Here is a 19,427-nt window from a genome sequence, read left to right on the forward strand (position 1 = left end):
CAGGAGGACACCATGACCGACACTGCCCCCTACACCGAAAACAGCCAGTACGCCGAGAGGACACCGGAGAACCTCTACGAAGCCCGTGGATGGCTCCTCGACTGCGGATTCAGCGACGAACTGATCTTCGACCTCGCCGACAGCCAAATCGTGCGGTTCGTCGACCGCGAGTACGAGGGCGGATGGGCTGCATTCCTCGTCGACAGCATCGGTCATCTCATCGACCGACAGCTCCCCTCCACCGCCACCCGCACCTCCAACGACACCCTGGCACAGTGGAGCGTCGTGATCGCCAAAGCAGCCGCACTCGCTGCGCCTCACCGAGACCAGCGCACCGCCGCACCCTGCGATCAGGCACAGTCATGACCCGTCGAACCCTGCTCGCCCTCGCCGCCGTCGGCGCACTGTCCGCTGCCGCGATCGTCACCCTGATCGTGCTCGCGTTCGGTGGCACCGACGCACCCGAGCAACCCGGTACCGACGCCGGCCACGCCATCGACCCCATCGGCACCGAACCCGCCGACATCGCCGTCGCCGTCATGTCCGGCATCTTCACCTGGCAACCCGCTGTACAAGGCTCCCCCTGGGACGCCCTACACAGTCAACGGCAGTACCTCACCGGGCCGATGGCCACCGCCGCCGCACAACCGCCCGAACAAGCCCCAGCACCGCTGCCGGACTGGGCAGCCTGGACCCGCAGCAACGACACCATCACCGCCGTCGTCCAACTCGACGGCGAACCGGTCACCAACGCCGACACCGCAACCGTTCCCGTCACCATCAGCCAAACTGTGCAGCACACCGACGGCTACGCAACGCCGTACACCACCTACGCCGCAACAATCGAGCTGCACAGCGACTTGGACACCTGGCACGTTGCCAACTATCGGTTGACGAGGGCACCTCGATAGTCGATGAGCTAGAAGCACAATTGAGCCGAAGTGATTTTTCAGAGATCAGATTTGAGTTCCCCACGAAGATGGGAGATCCGTCACCCGGCTGCGTTGCTTTCGAGCCTGCGGACAACTGGGCGCCAGTCTCAGTCGCTGTGCGTGCACAGCCTCCTGGGCGTTCCTGTGCACAGCGACTGACGCATTCGACGCCATGCCTAAAGCACGGCTGTCCGGTGTACGCCGCAGGCGGTTTCGCTGCAGTACCGTCGAACAATGTCTACACGCCAGCTCAGCAATTCCTCCGAATGGTTGACGGTCCAGGCACGTGACCTGGCCGCGTATCGAATGAGTTTGCTGCGACTCGAGAATGGCGAGATTGCGCGGTTGGTCGCAGTCATCGACGGTGGGCGCACCGCAATGCTCGCGCCAATCAGCGGCGCAGCGGCAGTCGAGCTGCAACTCGACGATCGCGATGAGTTCGACGTCTTCCCGACCATTTCCGACGGCGTCTGAACCAACATGGTCAAACTCAGTTCAAGCATCGATGATGTGATGGTTCCGCCGCCTCCCGGACTGATGGACTTGCTCACCGGAACATTCCCGCCACAGAAGGCCTTCGGCTACCCGGTGAGCGCTTGGTCGAGTGCTCGACCAGGTACCGGCAAGGCTAGATCGGGCCGCTGTATCTCGGCTCGTCGAAGTTCTGCTAAGCCAGAGCAACGTGACAGCCGCTTTCGTGATCGCGATGATGTGGGGATACGGAACCTCGAACGTCGGCCCGTACCGCACAACGCGCGTGCTCACCGGAGGTAACTCCGCGCCGGACGCGCCGATTTCGGCAGAGGTCGTCGCCCGCTTGACGAAAGCGGTGGACGTTGCGCGGCACGACGGCGCGGTCGAGGGGGTACCGCTACCTCAACAATGACGGCGCGATACATGGTCTTGGACCTGCCTTCTTCACCAAGAGGCTGTACTTCATCACCACTCGCGGTGAGCCGCACTCGCCGGCCGCAGCTCCGATTCTCGATGCACTGGTCGTCGCATGGCTGCAATCAGCAGCCGACATCCGTATTCGTGCTGGACGCACAGACGACTTCACGCGCTACATAAAGCTCTTGGAGCATTGGGGGTCGCCGACCGGGCATACGCCAGTGGAGGTCGAAGAGCGCATCTTTCGGATTATTCGCAACGACGCAGCCCCCGAACGCTAGTACCGGGGCTCCCGGCTGGATCACCCACCACTTCTGCGATGGGTACCGACTCTGCGGAGCACGTATCCACAATCCGATCTCGAACCGTCGTCCTCGGTGACTGTTGTTCATTCGACCGAATGATTTCCGCGTGAAAGCAAGGGTGATCAGCTGTCCACGGTCTCGTAATTCCTCAGGGGTAGCTGTCACGTAATTCCCCATGTCCGGTGCTGCTGTGGTGAGGATATCGGTGACGGGCTCGGTTGTCAGGTGGCCTTGGTCCCGGGTCGTTTGCGGGGCCGGTAGGACGGTCCGTCCATGAGGACTTGGTGGCTGGTGTTGATGAGCCTGTCGAGGAGTGATTCGGCGACGACGGGGTTCGGGAAGAGTGGGTACCAGTCTTTCGGGGCTCGGTTGCTGGTCAGAATCAGGGGTTTGCCGGCGATCGCGCGGTCGGAGACCAGGTCGTAGAGATCGTCGGATTGGGTGGTGGTGTGCTCGCGCATCGCGAAGTCGTCGATGATCAGCACATTCGGCCGGGTGTATTCGCGCATGCGTTGGCCGATGGTGCGGTCTGCGTGACCGCCGGCGAGGTCGGCGAGCATGCGGGAGCATTTGACGAAGCGGATGTCGCCTCCGCGGCGGGCGACTTGATGGCCGAGCGCCTGTGCCACATGGGTTTTCCCAACACCGACGGGCCCGTAGAGGATGACCGACTCACCGGCGTCGAGCCACCGCAGGGCGGCGAGGTCGCGGAGCATCGCAGCGGGGAGTTTCGGGCTGACGGTGAAGTCGAAGTCCTCGAAGGTGTTGGCCTGCTCGAACTTCGCTCGGCGCAGTCGGCGGGTGAGGGCGGCCGATTCGCGCCGGGAGATTTCGTCTTCGCAGAGCACTTGCAGAAATTCGAGGTGCCCGAGTTGCCCATCGCGGGTTTGCGCGAGCCGAGCGTCCAGGGTGTCGAGCATTCCGGTCAGTTTTAACGTCTTCAATGCGGTCCGCAGGGAAGGGTCATGAATAGTCATAGCATCATCCTTCGGGTCGAATGTGGTTGCAGTGCAGCATATATAGATGGAGGCGTGGTCATGCGCTCTGCGCGGTGTCGAACGCGTCGGGGCCGCGGAGCAGTGCCGGCGGTGGTGGTGCCGAGGGTTGATCGGCGGGTCGGTCTCCGTGTTCGGTTCCGGCTACGAGGAGCCCTTTGATGGTGCGGTAGTGCACATCGTCGAGTTCGAGAGCTCGTCGGCAGGCGGCATCGAGACGGTCGTCGGGATACTTGTCGCGGAGCCGGATGATCGCCTGGATGGCGCGGAGCCGGTGAATGGCGTCGACCGAAGACAAGTCGTCGACGACAGCGACCGCGCCGGGGCCTATCTGTTCGGCTTGACTGCGGCACCAGGTGACACTGCGCAAAGTGTGTGCCACCTTGTGCGGTGGGTAATGCTCGAAGTTCGTCGACCGCCCGCTCAGATGCAGAACGTGGGTGGCGGCGACTGTGTCATCGTGAAAGATCTGGACCATGTCTCCGGCGGTGCGGACGGTGACCTTGTGCCCGAGCAAGCGCCACGGCACCGAGTAGAACGCTGTGCCTGCTTTGACGTGGCAGTCCGGTGCGACGGTGCCCACCGAATACCGGACGGTCTCGAACGGACGCGCTGGTAGCGGGGCGAGAGCGGACTGTTCGACTGCCTCGAACATCGCCGAGGGCGATACGCCGTCGAGTCCGCGGTGCCGGTGTTTCCCGTATACCTCTGTGGTCCAATGCAATGCCGCGGTCTGCATCTGTGCGAGTGAGGTGAACTCGCGGCCCGCCCAGAACGAGTCACGAATGTAGGGCATGGGCCGTTCGACCCGTGGTTTGTCTTTGGGTTTGCGGGCACGGGCGGGATCGATCAGGGTGCCGTAGAAGCTAGCCAGCTCCTGGTAGGCGGGGTTGATCATCGGGTCGTAGAGATCGGGTCGTTCGACACCGGTTTTGAGGTTGTCGCAGACCAGTCGGGCGGGGACGCCGCCGAAGTACTCGAACGCAGCGACGTGAGAGGCGTTCCACGATGTCTGGTCCATCCGGAAGACGGGTTGAACGAACATCTTGCGTGAGCACGCGAGGATCATCACGAACGCCCACACCGAGATGCGGCGGCCCAGGGCCGGGTCGAACCACATACCGAGTTTGCCGTAGTCGATCTGTGCTTCGCTGCCCGGTTCGACGGCCCCGCGTGGGACGGTGACTTTCTCTTCGAGCCTCTGCTGCGCGAATGTTGTTGCGATGTAACGACGGACGGTCGATTCGGAGACGTCGACGTGGTGATCGTCGCGTAGGCGTTGGGCGATGGTGGCGACCGTGACCGGCACATCGAGTTGTTCGGTGATCCACTTCCGGTGCGGTGCGATGTGTTCCCACGTCAGTGCGCGGGCTGCGGGATCAGTCAATGCGGGAAACCACTGGCTGATGCGGTCACGCCAGAGAGATTCGTCGAACACTTCCTCCGGTGTCGGTTCGATACCGTCGCGGACTGCTGGTTGGAGGTACTTGCGGATGGTTTTTCGGTCGATGCCCAGCGCCTGGTGGATCTCGACTTGGGATCGGCCGGCGTTCCAGTGTCGGAACATCTCGATGAGATCGTTCACGGTGAATGACTTCCTTGCCACCTCAGGCCCCTTCCACGAGCCCTTGGTAGGACCCCGTGCCAGGAGCGAACCTGAGCAGCACCCGAACCCCGCACCGACACGCCCCAGGGTGGGGAATTACGTGACAGCGGGTGAGGAATTACGTGACGGACAACCCCTCAAACCTGGGGAATTACGTGACCGCTGACAGATCAGCCAATCACCACGCCACCCAGTAATGCTCAGGGCTACGCGACCGATGCACAGCGGGTTGTCCGCGGTATCAGAACAGCTCTGCGGACGTCGACGCCTTCGAGGTTCGCGATCCGTAACACCTCGAAAAGCCCTTTGAGACGAACAGAATGGACAGATATGAACCTCGTGAAGGTCGCTGCTACAACCTCCGCAGTCGGACTCCTCCTTGTCGGGGCCGGTTGCTCGTCCGACTCATCTGAAGCGGACAACACAGCTGAAAGTGTATGTGCCCAGATCGAGCAGGCCGGGATCGGCGAGAACTGCGTTCGCGGTGATGGCGGTGGGCTCGCGGTGGCTGCGACCGAGGTCTACGACTTCGATCTCCCGTCCGTTCCCGGAGAAGGCGGTGCTGTCATGGCTTTCGCCGATGGCGAGCTGTACAAGAAGACAGTGCAGAGCTACGAAGATGCAGCATTCCTCGCTGGACCCCACCGTTATGGATCAGAGTCCGCTTTGATCTTCGTTCAGATCAACGAGGGTCTCTCATCGAGCGACGGGCAGAAGGTCGAGGAGATCGTCGACTCTCTCTAGCTGAAACCGTTAGACACTTGACAGACCACGGACCGGAGACGTGCGGGCCCGCATTCGATGCGACAGACCTGTTGCTGGGATCGCTCTCCGACAGCAGGTCACCACTAGTCTGTGCGGGTGGCACCGAACAATGATCGTGTTGTACTCAGCAACGGCATCGACTGGGTCTCCGTCTTTCTGGATGGGCGTGTCAAGGTCGCATCCCGCTTCCATCTCTGGGACATCGTCGACTCTGGCAGGCATACGGCGCTGGGCGAGTACATCACTCTCGGAGCTGGTCGAGAACTCGACGTCGAACCGCGGCGCGGCGCGGCGAAGGTGCCCGACTTCGCAACGAGCCTTGACCCGCGGTTGGATCGTACGATCGCCGCGACAGTCGTGGCTGACAACGGCACCTTCGTCGAGTTCGTCCACGACGGCGGCATCAGGGTGGGAAATGATGGCCGCGACGTCGCGGAAACGTTCAATACGGGGCGGGAATCGCTCGACGGCGGCGCATCCGGCCGTGGTGGCGCGGTCATGGTCACCTTTGTGGGCACATATCGACCAGCGGGCCTGCGTTCCAGCGATTACTCGATCCAGATCCCGCCACGTGAGCGCCCGGCTTCGAACCGTCTCTATCCAGGCGAGTACGAGATTTACGAAGGCAAGATCGGACCACCGAGACCCGAATCGCCATCCTGGTTTCTGTAACCTCTACGCCCGCGTGAAGATAGCTTGACACAGAGCGATCCGCTACGGCCCAGCTCTTCTGGATGCCGGATCGGCGCCGACACGAATTGCTGAACCCGCCGGGTCGCCTGTTCAGCTCAGTCGTGAGTTCCACTTCTGTTGCAGTCGCATACGTACCGTCTCGAAGGCCTCGGGTGCAGGTCGCGCGTCTTCTGTACGAATATCGGGCTGTTCAGGCACCGGCGCTGTCGCCACCGCAGGATCAGGAAGCACGGTCCGATCCCGATGCTTAGCGGCTTTCTGGCCTGTTGACCGTCTTGCAGCTCGCGCTTTCCGTGATAGCGGAACGGCGAAATCTGCATTTCGCCGGAACGGTCGTTCGACGCGCTTGACTGAGCGAGTTTTCGCGACGGGTGGCGTGATCCCCGCACGTCGATCTCTGATCTCTTGTTCAGCGGCCTTCTTACGTTCTATTGCGCGACGGGCTTTTCCGCTGTCTGTTCCCACGCAGTTCGCCAGCGTTTGTTCGGCCGCGTAGATCGCGGTGTCGTTGACTCGACACGGCAGACACATCCACCGTGACCGCAGCTTTTGGATATCGCCGTATCCGTCGCAGGTCTGGCACTTGGATCTGTAGCGTGCTGACCCGCCACCGCTGGTCACTGTCACCCGTGTCATAGCCGGATTTTAATGGCGATCACTGACACATTCGTAGTTTGATCGCTTCCCCGAACCCACAAAGCGTTCCTGAGGCTGTCCCCGGCATCCAGTGGCGCGGTGGACCGCGCCACCGATGACGACGCCGTCGATATGCGCCTGTCGATCGGCAGCGCACCGGTACAGATTCACATCTTCGGTATCGACACCATAGTTCGGTCGACCCCGACGCGCCTGTGCGGTGCGGGGACCGGAAGCGTGGGCGGAGCCTGGGCAGGCCCGCAGCTCGCCGGCACCTCGGTCACCTTCACCGGCGATCCGGCAGCCGAGGCCAGCGTCTCACCAAAGTCGCGACATCCCTGCTGCGCAAGCGAACGCGTAGAACAACGGCTTACTATGCCTGCTCCTCGGAACTGGCAGCCACTCCTTCCTTCGGCGGGGTGTGACGGCTGGGCCTGATGAAGCTGCGATGATGCCCTGTGATGTTTCAACCGCTGAAGCGCGCCGCGCGTACCTTCAGCGGTCTTAGATGAGCGAGCTTTGTAAGGAGCGCTGTGAGCACCCTCGGTAGTTTCATCTGGTCGATTGCCGACCACCTTCGAGGGCCTTACCGGCCCAACCAATACGGAAACGTCATCCTCCCGCTCACGATCCTGCGCCGACTCGACTGCATCATCGAGCCCGACCGGGAGACGGTGCGCCAGCTCGCGACGAAATTTGATAACCCCAACCGGCTCAAGGTCGAGGTCAAGAAAGCCACCGGCCGGCCGTTCTACAACACGTCGAACTACTCATTCGCCAACCTCCTCCAAGAGCCCGATGAGCTGGCAGACAACCTGGCCGACTACATCGACCGGTTCTCACCCGATGTCGACGTGTTCGAATACTTCGATTTCAAAAAGGAGATCCTCGCGCTCGACAAAGCCGAGTTGTTGGGTGAAGTCATCGGGTCCTTCAAGGCCATCGACCTACACCCGGCGGTCGTATCCAATGCCGACATGGGCGATGCGTTCGAATACATCATTCGCAAGTTCAACGAAGCCGCGAACGAAACCTCAGGTGATCACTACACCCCGCGAGACGCGATCCGGCTGCTCGTCGATCTGCTCTTCGCCGAGAAGGACGTCGACCTGACCGAGGCCGGCATCGTCCGCACCTTGTATGACCCCACTGCGGGTACCGGCGGCATGCTCACCCTGGCCGAAGAGCATCTGCTCGCTCAGAATCCCGATGCGAAGCTGAGCCTGTACGGCCAGGAGTACAACCCCCAGTCGTATGCGATCTGCAAATCCGATTTGCTCGCCAAGGGGCACGATGCGACCAATATCGCATTCGGAAACACCCTGACCGACGACTCATTCAAGTCTCGAAAGTTCGACTTCTGCATGTCCAACCCGCCGTACGGCGTCGACTGGAAGCAGTACGCCAAGGCAGTCAAGAAGGAGTACGACGAAGCTGGCCCCTACGGACGGTTCGCTCCCGGCCTCCCGTCGACGTCGGACGGCCAGATGCTTTTTCTGCTCCACCTGGCCCACAAGATGCGCGCGCCTGAGGACGGCGGCGGCCGAGTCGGCATCGTCATGAACGGCTCACCGCTCTTCAACGGTGGTGCCGAATCCGGCCCCTCCAACATCCGCAGGTGGCTACTAGAGAACGACCTGGTCGAGGCCATCGTGGCATTGCCCACCAGCATGTTCTTTAACACCGGAATTTCCACCTACATCTGGATCCTCGACAACGCCAAGCACCCCGACCGCAGGGGCCTGGTACAGCTCATCGACGGCACCACATTCTGGACAAAAATGCGTAAGAACCTCGGCTCGAAGAATCGCGAGATCAGCGACAAAGATTGCGCCGAGGTCGTGAAACTGTATAACGACTTCACCGACGCCGATGACGACTACTCCAGGGTGCTGCGAAACGACGAGTTCGGCTACTGGACAGTGACTATCGAGCGTCCGCTGCTGGATGCCGCTGGTAATGTAGTGACCGACCGCAAGGGCAATCCCAAACCGGACAGCAAAAAGCGTGATACCGAGAATGTTCCCTTTACCTACGGCGCCTCAACTGCGGGGGCATCTGCCAGCACCGAAGTAATCCAGAGCTACTTCGACGTTGAAGTACAGCCCTACATCCCCGACGCCTGGATCGACTGGGCCAAGACCAAGACAGGCTACGAGATCCCCTTCACGCGCCACTTTTACAAGTACGTCCCACCCCGGCCGCTCGCTGAGATCGACGCCGACCTAGAGAAACAGGTCGCCAAGATCCTGGGCCTCCTGCGCGGGGTGGAGGGATGACTCACGCTTCAAGGCCTTCCAGGCTTGAGTGGCTAGCGTGCATCCCCTCCGAGTGGGACGAACGTGAGCTCGGGCGAGACGTATGGGTCCGGGCTCGTTTGGGTTGGAAGGGTTTGACGGCAGATGAATATGCAGAGTCTGGTGTCCCAATGCTTGCGACTCCAGATATTAAGAGTCCCGTGATCCAGTACGACCGGGCGAATAAAATCACCGAAGATCGGTACATCGAATCGCCGGAGATAATGCTACAGAACGGCGATGTCTTGCTAACAAAGGACGGGTCGACAATCGGCACAGTGAATGTCGTGCGCGATCTTGTGGGACCCGCAACGGTAAATGGATCGATCGCAGTGCTAACTCCTACCGGCGAGTTGGACGGACGATATCTTTACTGGTTTATAGCCAGTTCTTATGCCCAGTCCATTTTTGACCGACTGCGTGGCGGCATGGGAGTGCCGCACTTGTTCCAGCGGGACATTAATCGCATCCGAATGCCGCGCCCTCCACTCCCCGAGCAGGGAGCCATCGCCGACTATCTCGACCACGAGACCGCCCGCATTGACATGCTCATTGAAGAGCAGCAGCGTTTGATGGAGATGCTCCGCGACCGACGTCAGGCCGTAATCGAGCACGCGACTGCTACGGGCGCTATGGCTCCGCCTAATGATTGGCGTGTAGCCACTCTGCGGCGGATCGGACGGTTCATTACAGGGAGGACGCCGACGGGTGACCCGGCGGCCGTGTTCGATGCGGACGGTCAACTAGGGTGGGCCCGACCCGAGGATCTCGGCGGTCGCGTTTCTACGAGCCTGCGCCTCTCCGAGTTGGCGGCTAATCAGGTTCGCACAGCTAGGGATGCGGTACTGGTGTGCTGTATCGGCGCAACTGTCGGCAAGGTTGGCTGGGTTGACGGGCCGATTTCATCGAACCAGCAGATCACCGCAATCGAGGTCGCGGGTTCCGCCAAGTACTGGTACTACGCGCTGACGGGGTCGCGATCCCGGCTCGTTGCTCTTGCAGTTGGAAACACAATCCCGATCCTGAACAACGCAAGACTGGCTGAGCTGGTCATAGCCGTGCCGCCGATCGCGGAACAGCACAGAATCGCCGCCTACCTCGACAGAACATTGTCCAAAATTGACACGCTCATCGCTGAAACTGAGCGGTTCATCCAGCTCTCGAAGGAGCGGCGGTCGGCGTTAATTACCGCCGCGGTGACGGGGCAGATCGATGTACGGGAGATGGAGTGATGGCAGATCACCACGAGATAGTGTTCGAGTCAGAGATCTGCGCATACCTCGATGCCCACGGCTGGCTGTATTCGCCGGATGACTCCGGCTACGACCGAGAACGCGCGTTGTTCCCCGAGGACCTGTTTGCGTGGCTGCAGGAGACCCAGCAGGTGGCGTACGAGAGAGCCTTGAAAGCGGCGGGGTCGCAGGCGAAATTTCTGGATGTGCTGACCGCGGCTCTCGACAAGCCCCTCGAGCACGGCGGTGGAACGCTGAACATTCTACGTAACGGCGTGCAGTACATCGGCGGCGGCCGGCTCAAGATGGCACAGTTCCGTCCCGAAACGAGCCTGAACGCCACCACCAACGAGCAGTACGCCGCAATGCGGGTACGGGTGCTGCGGCAGGTGCATTTCTCCACCGCCGACCAGCGCAGCATCGACTTGGTCTTCTTCGTCAACGGACTCCCGGTGGCCACTGTCGAACTGAAGACCGACTTCACGCAGTCTGTCGACGAGGCCATCAACCAGTACCGCAAGGACCGGGGCCCCATGACCAACGGGCGGCCGGAGCCGTTGCTGTCGTTCGGGCACCGCGCGCTGGTCCATTTCGCGGTCTCCAACGACCTCGCTGCGATGACCACCCGGCTCGAAGGCACCAAGACGCACTTTCTGCCGTTCAACGTCGGCCACAAGGGCGGCGCGGGGAACCCGCCGCCCGAGGCCGGACGGTCGGCGACGGCCTACCTGTGGGAACGGGTCTGGGAGAAGGACGCCTGGCTGACCATCATCGGCCGACTGATGCTCGTGGAGACCAAACAGGAGTGGGACGTGGCGACCGGAACGTCGGTGCGCCGCACGAGCATGCTCTTCCCCCGGTTCCACCAGTGGGAGGCCGTGACGAACGTGGTGGACGCGGTGCGCGAGGAAGGGGTGGGCCAGCGCTACCTGATCGAGCACTCGGCAGGATCGGGAAAGACGAACACCATCGCGTGGACCGCGCACCGGCTGGCGCGGCTGCACGTGGACGATAAGAAGGTCTTCGACTCGGTGATCGTCGTGGTGGACCGCACCGTGCTCGACGGGCAACTGCAGGACGCGATCCGGCAGATCGACGGGTCGGGGAAGATCGTGGCCACGATCAGCCCGGAAGATGTCCGCAAGGCGGGCGCGAAATCGAAATCCGGGTTGCTGGCAACAGCGTTGAAGAACAAAGAGCTGATCATCGCGGTGACGGTGCAGACCTTTCCGTTCGCCCTCGATGAGATCCGGAAAGATTCGTCGCTCAAGGGCCGGCGGTTCGCAGTAATTGCGGACGAGGCGCATTCGTCGCAGTCCGGTCAGATCTCGTCCAAGCTCAAAGCGGTGCTGACCGCCGAGGAGGCCCAGGAGATCGAGGAGGGCGCCGACGTCGACGTCGAGACGATCCTGGCCGCGGAGATGACCGAGCGCGCCGAGTCGGAGAACATCTCCTATCTCGCGTTCACTGCGACACCGAAGAACAAGACCGTAGACCTGTTCGGCCGGCCGGGCCCCGATGGCAAGAAGGTCAGGTTTCATCTGTACTCGATGCGCCAGGCCATCGAGGAGGAGTACATCCTCGACGTGCTCAAGGGCTACCAGACCTACGACACCGCGCTGAAGATCGCGGGCAAGGCCGAGAGTGGCGACGGCGGCGACGTGGAGGAGTCCGCCGCACGTAAGGGGTTGATGCGGTGGGTCAGGTTGCATCCGACCAACATCAGTCAGAAGGTGCAGATCATCGTCGAGCATTTCCATGCCAACGTCGCGCACCTGCTGGAGGGCAAAGCCAAGGCGATGGTGGTGACCGATTCGCGCAAGGCTGCGGTGAAGTACAAGAAGTCGATCGATGCCTTTATCGCCAAGCGGACGGCCGAGGATGCGTCGTACAACTACCGCACCCTGGTGGCGTTCTCGGGTTCGGTGACGATGGACGAGGACGAGACCTGGGCGTCGGAGTGGGGGCCGCAGCCGAGCAAGGACGACGAGTTCACCGAAGCCAACCTCAATCCCGGTGCCGGCTCCGACCTGGCTGCCGCGTTCAAGGGTACGACGTACAAGGTCATGTTGGTCGCCAACAAGTTTCAGACCGGGTTCGATCAGCCGCTGCTCACGGCGATGTACGTGGACAAGAAGCTTTCGGGTGTCACGGCGGTGCAGACGTTGTCCCGGCTCAACCGTACGCACCGTACGGCGGGCGGAGAACGTAAACGCAAGACGTTCGTGATCGATTTCGTGAACGAGCCTGAGGGCATTCGGACCTCGTTCGAGCCGTATTTCGCGGGTGCCACGTTGGAGACCGAGACCGACCCGTACGTTGTCGCGCACTTGGCCACCAAGCTTGCGCAGGCGGGGATCTACACGCCGGAGCAGGTCCGCGAGGTCGCTGAGCTGTGGGTGACCAGGAAGGGCAACAGTGCGCTGTCGGCGGCGATGAGCCCGGCGAAGAGCGACTTCGCTCGCCGTTACGCGGCGGCGATCGAGGCTGACGACACCGTGGCGCTGAACACTCTCGATCTGTTTCGCAAGGACGTCGCTACGTATGTCCGGCTGTATGACTTCATGAGTCAGATCGTCGATTACGGCGATCCGTTCATGGAGATGTTGTCGATTTTCCTGCGGTTGTTGGACAAGCTCATTGCGGACTCGTCCTGGGCTGCGGAGGTGGACCTGTCCGACGTGGTCCTGGTCGGGGTCAAGCACACCAAGGCCGACGCGGTGGACATCTCGTTGACCGGTGACGGTGAGCTCAAGGGCATCGGCTCGGCCGGCACCGGTAGCCGGAAGGATCCGAAATACGTTGCCTTGCAGGTGGTCATCGACAAGATGAACGATCTGTTCGGCGCCGAGGCGTTCTCCGCGGTCCAGGTCCGTGAGTTCGTGCAGGGCCTGGTGCAGCAGCTGCTCGCGGATCCAGACCTGGTCAATCAGACACGCGTGAATTCGAAGAAACAGTTCGTCGAGTCGCAGGACTTCCAGGCGGCGGTCACCGAGGCGGTCGTGGACAATCAGAATGCCCACAACACCATGGCCGACTACTTCTTCAGCGACGGTCCCGGCATCAGTGCTGTCATCATGGCGCTGGCAGATGCGTTCTATGAGGCAGCCATCGATCGACCGGCGGACGCCTGAGACGACATCGCACACCACAAACACTCGGCGGTCCTAGCCGAGAACTACGCTCGCTACCTGCGCACGACTGGGGAGAACGGTGTGTCTGTGGGTTGGTCAGCCACTGCTAGCGCGTGCAGCGGCTGACATAGGGGCCTCTTATCGGCCCACCGTCAGCGCGGACTATCAGGCGCTGTGCGGTCGAGCTCGAAGGCCTCGTACCGAGAGATAGTTCTGCAACGATGCTGTGATGTGCTCGAGGTCGTTGTCGTAGTCGGCCAAATCTGCCCACCGCAACAACTGCGCATCTTGCAGGACCTGCGCTCCCGCACGTACCTCCGCCAACAGGCCAGCGCTTGTGGCCTCGGGGTCCGGCACGAGGTCCTGCTCATGCAGACCGCGATAGTAGAAGTTGCCGCTACCGGCGTCCTGCTCTCCGCATTCGTCTACGAGCCAGTGGTAAACGAAATACAGTGCGACGCTGACGCGCTCACAGTCGTAGTCACCGGCTGAGGCTTCCAGCTCGAGGCACACAGCCTGAGTCAGGAACGCCCGCTGCTGGAGGTGTCGCCGCTGTCGATCCAGTGGGCTTTCGGCGGGCTCGGATGTGTCGGCGGCGTGCGGCATCGCGGTCGTCCTTCGGCTCGTGCGCTCGGGGTGTTCGGTCAGAAAGCACAATGCGGTTAGCACTCCGAGAACGAGCCATGACTCTGCTTCGCGCAGCCACGGTTCGATCTCCGGGCTTCATGCTGTCACCAGAAGTCCATTTCTTCGGGCTCGTTGCGGGGTAGTCCCCGCTCGAACAGCATCGTTCGTGGGAACGACCGGCTCGATGCCGCGGGATGCAGAATGTCCAATGCGGATCGGAAGATCGCCCGGTAGTTCTCCTGCAGAGCTTTTTCGGCCACATCGAATCGTTGTCGGTGCTGAGCGAGGACACGCGCTTCCAACGGTCCTGGCGCTCCTTCGAGATACCAGCCGAAGGGGCTCAACGTCTCCTTCGCGCGTTTCAAGCATCTGTGGGCTATTCCCACGACCGAGCCGCGGTCACGTTCGTCACCGGACTCGTCGTACCGGGAATCACGGGGCGGCAATCGGCACTCGAACAGGGTCACGAGGATGTCGAGTTGCAGGTTGTAGTACCCGCTCATCCCCTCCGCCCAGCCGGCGTATTTTTCGGCATCGAAGAAGGCATCCACTACGTCGTCGATCGTCACGTCCCTCACCTCGGCGAGCATATCGGCACTTCGAGGTCGTGCGCCCGAACCAACGCCTCGCTTCACTACTGTGAGAGGTGGGAATGCGATCTGATGGTCGGGCGAGGTCAGAGTCGCTTGCCCTTACCTGGCAGACCGCCGCTCACCGTCCGGACACTAGACCGGGCGCCCTCAGGACCAGCGAGTGCGGTTTTGACCCGCCCGTGTTCGTCCAGATTTCTCCCTGCATCCACTCGCCGATAGGGCAACGACGACGGTCCGCTGAGTTGCAGCGCCCTGACTGCGCCACGACGTTCGTCGAGTTTTCGATCGTGATCCTCGCGCGCACGTCGTTCCCGCGCGCCGGGCCGGTCGTCGAGGACCCGCAGCATTGCACTGACTTGCTGTAACAGCAATCGGTGATGCTTGCTCCCCTGCGCCAGGCCAGTGAGTATTCCGTGCACGGCAAGGAGCTCGCGGGTGAGCGATAGGCGTTCGGTTGCGAGCGACGCCGGGTCGAGCCGTTGCACTTTGAGCTTCTTGAACCGGTTGCGTGCGTTGGTCACTCGCTGCGTGGCCTGCTTGCCCCGTTTCGACATCGCCATCGAATGATGGTAGCGAGAGCTTCCGGCCAGCTGCAGCATGCCGAACTCGGATCCGCGACGGTCCGAGTTGTCTCGTTTGCGACAACAGTGCGCGAAGGTCATGGCTTGGGTATCGACATCGCCCACGGAGGTAGGCGTCAGAGCTGCCGCTGGCACACTGGTTGAGTGGACAAATTGTCTCTACCGCCGCCTTCGTTTCTGCCGCCGCTGCCCGTCCTCAAACCCGGGCACAAACTGCACATCTGTACAGGTGGCCCTTACGCTGAGGCTCTACAGGACATGCACACCGGGTACGGGGGCGGTGACCTTTGGTATGTGGCCGACAAAATGTCTGCGGGTGACCTCGTACTGTCGCTTGTCGACACAGCTCCCCGCATGATCATCGGGCTCGATGAGGTCCAGGTCGACTACGATCCCGACACGAGCACGAAGATGGAATGCGATTACAGCACGTCGGTCGTTTTCGACTCTGGGATCTTGGCCAAGGCTGTGGCGAACCGGTGCAATTTGAAGAATCTCCCTGACGAGGGCTATCTCTCGGGCCGAGAGGCCAACGACGTGTGGCTCGCCTTGGATGCCGAGTATCAGCTCGACGTCCCGTGGTTCACTCCCAGCCGCTGGCGTGAACTTCAGTAGCGTGTCAATGAGCTCGTCTCCGACATAATTCCGCCTCTGAGTTATGCTTTCAAAGGTTCGACCGTCGATGAGGGTCACGGTCGAGCGTCCATCCAGCAACAGCGCTGCCCGACGCGTCGATTTGTGTCGGTGCGGGTCAGCTGTGAGCTGACCGACGCTCCCAGACAAGGCCCTCCATGCCGAAATCCCTTCTGCTGCACTTATCGAACGCGCCTCACGCTCAGTTCGCTTCCGACGGCGGTGACCGTCGATGACACCCACTGTCTCGACCGCCGAGTCACAGCGACGCTCGCAGATCGCTGCGGCCGCCTACGAACGCGGTCGCCGCGCTGCCCTCGCTGCGGTACACCGACGTGGCGTGTACGCCCGTGCACAGGCTCGCCATGCCGTCGACCGCACCCGCCCGGCCTACGGTCCGCGCAGCGACAGTCGCGCGTTCGGACTCCTCGATACCGACCTGGCGGTGGCGCGTGCGTCGGCGTATCTCGCTGCGGCCGCGGTCGCGCACGAGATGATCGCAACCGAGGTCGTCCCGAATGACCCCGCCGCACAGGAATGGTCGGCGGCCACCCTCAACCGGACAGGTGTCCACGAGGATGCATGGCGGGAGCGGCTCACGGAGGCAGGTATCGACGAAGGCGTTCTCCGTCCTGGTCTGTCCGTCGACGCTCTCGAACTGCCCGCGCAACTCGACGCCCTCGACTTCGACGAAATCGCCGAGCACACCCTCGATGTCTCCTCGACCGCTGCCGATGTCGAACCGATCCGGTTGTCCGACCTCATGTTCGACACACCCGGATACACACGATCCGACGATTCGGTCGTCGACATCACCGACCACGTCGCGCACGTCGTCGAACTCGACCGGCACCTCGATTCGGGAGTCGATGGAGGTGTGGACGCGTGGTGACCAAGAAGCCGACCGCCAAGGGTGCGGGCACCTCGTCGTCGTTATTCCCGCTGTACGCGGTTCTCGCGGTGATCGCGCTGATCCTGTCCGCCTACGGTTCGCTGTGGGCTGGGCACGCTCTCGGCGGCACCGGTGACCAGGTTACCGGTAATCCGTTCGAGGCGCTGTTCTCCGTGGCCGGCGGCACAGTGTCGTGGCCGCAGGCGTCGACGTGGGTGTTCGTCATCGTCCTGGGCGTCGGATCGGGTCTGGTAGGTGTCGGGGCGGCTGCGCGGCAGGCCCGACGTAGCGACGCCGAGGTCGATGCCAAAGCCCGGTTGATGGGATCGACCTCGGAGCTGACCGGGGTCACCGGGGCCCAAGCGGAAGCGCGGGCGAGGACACTGCGATCCGATCTCGCCGGGCGAGGCGCGCTCGACGACGCCGACATCGGGGTGATCGTCGGCCGCACTGTCCAGGGTGACCGGAAGGTGTTCATGTCCTGGGAGGACATGCTGTTCGCCCTCGCAGGTCCCCGTATGGGTAAGACGGCTGCTCTGGCGATCGACGCGCTCTGCACCGCACCGGGTGCTGCAGTGTTCACTTCCAACAAGCGTGACGGCCACGATTTCACCCGCGGCGTCCGCGATCAGGTCGGCACGGTGTGGCGCTACGACCTTCAAGGCATCGCCGAAGGACCGCTGAACGGCGGCGACGGTTTCTGGTGGAACCCGCTGCGCGGGGTCGCCTCGATCGTCGCAGCACGCAAGCTCGCCTCGTATTTCGCTGCCGCGTCGCGCGACGATTCGGCGCGGGTCGACGCCTATTTCGACGGGGGTGCGCAGGAGTTGTTGGCGCAGATGATGTTCGCGGCCGCGTGCGGCGGAGGGGACTTGTTGCACGTCTACGGCTGGCTCTCCAACGAGGAGAACGAACTTCCCCAGCAACTCCTCGAAGCCCACGGCCACCACATCGTCGCGCTGCGCCTGAAATCGGTACGCGAACTGAACCCGCGTCAGCGAGACGGGCTGTACGACATGGCACGTCGGTTCATCGGCCTGCTGGAGGAGAAGTCGTACGCGATGTCGATCATGCCCCCACACCGCGCCGATCTGTCCACCTCCGATACCCCGGACACCAAGATCGGGCGTGAGGTGAAGTACCCGCACGATATGACAGAGTTCGTCGTCGACGACTTCGTCACCAGCACCGACACCCTCTACGCCCTGTCAAAGGAAGGCCCCGATTCCTCGTCGGCGCTGACCACTGCGTTGATCGGATCGATCATCGACGCAGCCCAACGCACCGCGCGGTCGAGTCCACGTGGACGGTTGCCGGTGCCGATGCTCGGTGTCCTCGACGAGGCCGCGAACGTCTGCCGACTACCGGAGCTCCCGGCGTGGTACTCCCATCTCGGCTCGCAGGGCATCTGCGTGATGACGATCGTGCAGAACCTGTCCCAGGCGCAACGGGTCTGGGGTCAGGACGGGGTCAAGCAACTTCTCGATGCCGCCAACTTCCTCTGGTACGGCGGCGGATTGAAGGACAAGACCACCCTGTCCGAACTGTCGGCACTGGTCGGTGAACACGATGTCGAACGCTGGTCGACCTCCCGCAGCGGCGGATGGTTCGGCGACAGCTCCGCATCACGGTCGCAGTCGTGGTCCAGGGAGGCGATCCTCACCGTAGACGACCTCGCCGCGATCCCGAAAACACGGGCACTGGTGCAGATTTCAGGGAACCGTCCGGTGTTGGTGAAGAAGGTCTACTGGTCCGACGGCCCGAACGCCGCGCGCATCAGCGACTCGTTCGACCGCTACGGCATCCCCGAGACGACGAACGCCGACACGACGGCGGTCGACCGGTACCACCCAGCCCAAGTGACCGGGCGCGAGGTGTCCGACGATCCGGCGAAGGAGGCCTTCCTGTGACGACAGCACACGACACAGCACCCGGCACCGGGTCTGACGCCGACGAGACGACGTCGACGAAGTTCCCGGCCTTCGACGCCTGGTTCGATGCGTGGCTCTCGGCCATCCTCGCCCGCAAACTGTCCTCGACCGAAGGCAAGAACCGGGTCTTCTGCCCGCGCTGGTGGGAGCACCCCGAGGTCGTGGTCCGGTTGCATTCGCTGTGGACGGCATGGGAGGCCGCCGCCGCAGCGGAGGACGGTGCTGCGATGTCGGGATGGTGGGTGCACCACGCCGACCCGCAACTGCGCACGATGCTCGACGCCGAGCACGGACCGATGTTCCGGTGCAGCAGCGCCGGGCATCAGAGCACACCACCGTTGCGCACCAAGCTGATTGCCGCACCCGCTGGATGGTTCGACGAACTCAGCTCGTGATCGACCCGACCTGACACAACCTGACGTAACCCCCAAAGGGGCCCTGGTGGGTGGCTAGACCCACCAGGGCCGATGCGGCCGGAAGAGTGCTCCGGCCGACGACGACGTTAGCGACCCCGCTGCCTTCCACGCAGCGGCGGGTCGCCGGGCGTTCGTCGTCGACGACTTCTCCAGGAGCACACCCGTGGCCACCAACGCCGATGACAACCAGCTCGATTTGTTCGCCGAGATGAAGGACAGTGATAGCCATGATCGACCCGACGACACAGGACGTGATGAAGCTCTACCT

19 protein-coding genes are annotated in these 19,427 nt (G+C 62.4%); 13 read left to right on the top strand and 6 right to left on the bottom strand.

Translation table 11 applies throughout. The features are described 5' to 3' along the window. The first annotated feature begins 12 nt into the window (after positions 1-12). From ACFULT_RS22025 to ACFULT_RS22045, 5 genes are all read left to right on the top strand, one after another. The gene (locus ACFULT_RS22025) at positions 13-366 is read left to right on the top strand and encodes a hypothetical protein (RefSeq protein ID WP_378482485.1); all 354 of its coding nucleotides are present in this window, start codon (positions 13-15) and stop codon (positions 364-366) included. Then, the gene (locus tag ACFULT_RS22030) at positions 363-911 is read left to right on the top strand and encodes a hypothetical protein (protein WP_378482486.1); all 549 of its coding nucleotides are present in this window, start codon (positions 363-365) and stop codon (positions 909-911) included. The genes ACFULT_RS22025 and ACFULT_RS22030 overlap by 4 nt, the downstream gene beginning before the upstream one ends. A gap of 255 nt (positions 912-1,166) precedes the next feature. Further along, positions 1,167-1,406: a hypothetical protein gene (locus ACFULT_RS22035; protein ID WP_378482487.1), complete on the top strand. Its 240-nt coding sequence runs from the start codon at positions 1,167-1,169 to the stop codon at positions 1,404-1,406. A 130-nt stretch (positions 1,407-1,536) separates the two neighbouring features. Further along, positions 1,537-1,818, top strand: a complete 282-nt coding sequence (locus ACFULT_RS22040) for a hypothetical protein (RefSeq protein ID WP_378482488.1) — start codon at positions 1,537-1,539, stop codon at positions 1,816-1,818. Then, the gene (locus tag ACFULT_RS22045) at positions 1,769-2,104 is read left to right on the top strand and encodes a hypothetical protein (protein WP_378482489.1); all 336 of its coding nucleotides are present in this window, start codon (positions 1,769-1,771) and stop codon (positions 2,102-2,104) included. The genes ACFULT_RS22040 and ACFULT_RS22045 overlap by 50 nt, the downstream gene beginning before the upstream one ends. Before the next feature lie 245 nt (positions 2,105-2,349). Here the strand turns inward: ACFULT_RS22045 and istB are convergent, their stop codons facing one another. Together istB and istA are read right to left on the bottom strand one after the other, a co-directional pair. Then, entirely contained in the window at positions 2,350-3,105 is a 756-nt protein-coding gene (gene istB / locus ACFULT_RS22050; RefSeq protein ID WP_378482490.1) for an IS21-like element helper ATPase IstB, read from the bottom strand. A 58-nt stretch (positions 3,106-3,163) separates the two neighbouring features. Continuing rightward, positions 3,164-4,708 carry an IS21 family transposase gene (gene istA / locus ACFULT_RS22055; protein WP_378482491.1) on the bottom strand — a complete coding sequence of 515 codons (1,545 nt, stop codon included), beginning with the start codon at positions 4,706-4,708 and terminating at the stop codon, positions 3,164-3,166. 525 nt (positions 4,709-5,233) lie between these two features. On the opposite strand from istA, the gene ACFULT_RS22060 reads away from it, so the two are divergent. The 5 genes from ACFULT_RS22060 (at position 5,234) to ACFULT_RS22080 (ending at position 13,486) form a co-directional block, all read left to right on the top strand. Next, positions 5,234-5,473, top strand: coding sequence for a hypothetical protein (locus tag ACFULT_RS22060; RefSeq protein ID WP_378482492.1), 240 nt, complete (start codon positions 5,234-5,236; stop codon positions 5,471-5,473). Between the two features lie 117 nt (positions 5,474-5,590). Next, complete coding sequence (locus tag ACFULT_RS22065) at positions 5,591-6,166, top strand: hypothetical protein (protein ID WP_378482493.1); 576 nt, start codon at positions 5,591-5,593, stop codon at positions 6,164-6,166. A gap of 1,190 nt (positions 6,167-7,356) precedes the next feature. Further along, positions 7,357-9,102: an N-6 DNA methylase gene (locus ACFULT_RS22070; RefSeq protein ID WP_378482494.1), complete on the top strand. Its 1,746-nt coding sequence runs from the start codon at positions 7,357-7,359 to the stop codon at positions 9,100-9,102. 149 nt (positions 9,103-9,251) lie between these two features. Continuing rightward, a complete protein-coding gene (locus ACFULT_RS22075) occupies positions 9,252-10,352 on the top strand; it encodes a restriction endonuclease subunit S (RefSeq protein WP_378482495.1) in 1,101 nt (366 codons plus the stop codon). Next, complete coding sequence (locus ACFULT_RS22080; RefSeq protein WP_378482496.1) at positions 10,352-13,486, top strand: type I restriction endonuclease subunit R; 3,135 nt, start codon at positions 10,352-10,354, stop codon at positions 13,484-13,486. The genes ACFULT_RS22075 and ACFULT_RS22080 overlap by 1 nt, the downstream gene beginning before the upstream one ends. 165 nt (positions 13,487-13,651) lie before the next feature. Here the strand turns inward: ACFULT_RS22080 and ACFULT_RS22085 are convergent, their stop codons facing one another. The 4 genes from ACFULT_RS22085 to ACFULT_RS22100 form a co-directional block, all read right to left on the bottom strand. Next, on the bottom strand, positions 13,652-14,092 hold the full coding sequence (locus ACFULT_RS22085) for a hypothetical protein (protein WP_378482497.1): 441 nt from the start codon (positions 14,090-14,092) through the stop codon (positions 13,652-13,654). A 125-nt stretch (positions 14,093-14,217) separates the two neighbouring features. After that, positions 14,218-14,682, bottom strand: coding sequence for a hypothetical protein (locus ACFULT_RS22090; RefSeq protein ID WP_378482498.1), 465 nt, complete (start codon positions 14,680-14,682; stop codon positions 14,218-14,220). 107 nt (positions 14,683-14,789) lie between these two features. Further along, a complete protein-coding gene (locus ACFULT_RS22095; RefSeq protein ID WP_378482499.1) occupies positions 14,790-15,266 on the bottom strand; it encodes a hypothetical protein in 477 nt (158 codons plus the stop codon). Between the two features lie 270 nt (positions 15,267-15,536). Continuing rightward, positions 15,537-15,980, bottom strand: coding sequence for a hypothetical protein (locus tag ACFULT_RS22100; protein WP_378482500.1), 444 nt, complete (start codon positions 15,978-15,980; stop codon positions 15,537-15,539). 172 nt (positions 15,981-16,152) lie between these two features. Here ACFULT_RS22100 and ACFULT_RS22105 point away from each other — a divergent pair, with 172 nt between their 5' ends. Genes ACFULT_RS22105 through ACFULT_RS22115 form a run of 3 tightly spaced genes read left to right on the top strand, consistent with a single transcriptional unit; the run spans position 16,153 to position 19,138 of the window. After that, the gene (locus ACFULT_RS22105) at positions 16,153-16,812 is read left to right on the top strand and encodes a TraI DNA relaxase (RefSeq protein WP_378482501.1); all 660 of its coding nucleotides are present in this window, start codon (positions 16,153-16,155) and stop codon (positions 16,810-16,812) included. Continuing rightward, on the top strand, positions 16,809-18,722 hold the full coding sequence (locus ACFULT_RS22110) for a type IV secretory system conjugative DNA transfer family protein (RefSeq protein WP_378482502.1): 1,914 nt from the start codon (positions 16,809-16,811) through the stop codon (positions 18,720-18,722). The genes ACFULT_RS22105 and ACFULT_RS22110 overlap by 4 nt, the downstream gene beginning before the upstream one ends. Continuing rightward, a complete protein-coding gene (locus ACFULT_RS22115; protein ID WP_378482503.1) occupies positions 18,719-19,138 on the top strand; it encodes a DUF4913 domain-containing protein in 420 nt (139 codons plus the stop codon). The genes ACFULT_RS22110 and ACFULT_RS22115 overlap by 4 nt, the downstream gene beginning before the upstream one ends. The last annotated feature ends 289 nt before the right edge of the window (positions 19,139-19,427 follow it).

This window comes from Rhodococcus sp. NPDC057297 (genome assembly GCF_042667435.1).
Taxonomy (GTDB): Bacteria; Actinomycetota; Actinomycetes; order Mycobacteriales; family Mycobacteriaceae; genus Rhodococcoides.

Excerpts from the sequence above, each read along its gene's own strand:
- ACFULT_RS22025 (WP_378482485.1), top strand. The coding sequence starts at position 13 with ATGACCGACACTGCCCCCTACACCGAAAACAGCCAGTACGCCGAGAGG.
- ACFULT_RS22030 (WP_378482486.1), top strand. The coding sequence starts at position 363 with ATGACCCGTCGAACCCTGCTCGCCCTCGCCGCCGTCGGCGCACTGTCC.
- ACFULT_RS22035 (WP_378482487.1), top strand. The coding sequence starts at position 1,167 with ATGTCTACACGCCAGCTCAGCAATTCCTCCGAATGGTTGACGGTCCAG.
- istB (WP_378482490.1), bottom strand. The coding sequence starts at position 3,105 with ATGACTATTCATGACCCTTCCCTGCGGACCGCATTGAAGACGTTAAAA.
- ACFULT_RS22075 (WP_378482495.1), top strand. The coding sequence starts at position 9,252 with ATGCTTGCGACTCCAGATATTAAGAGTCCCGTGATCCAGTACGACCGG.
- ACFULT_RS22080 (WP_378482496.1), top strand. The coding sequence starts at position 10,352 with ATGGCAGATCACCACGAGATAGTGTTCGAGTCAGAGATCTGCGCATAC.
- ACFULT_RS22085 (WP_378482497.1), bottom strand. The coding sequence starts at position 14,092 with ATGCCGCACGCCGCCGACACATCCGAGCCCGCCGAAAGCCCACTGGAT.
- ACFULT_RS22095 (WP_378482499.1), bottom strand. The coding sequence starts at position 15,266 with ATGGCGATGTCGAAACGGGGCAAGCAGGCCACGCAGCGAGTGACCAAC.
- ACFULT_RS22105 (WP_378482501.1), top strand. The coding sequence starts at position 16,153 with ATGACACCCACTGTCTCGACCGCCGAGTCACAGCGACGCTCGCAGATC.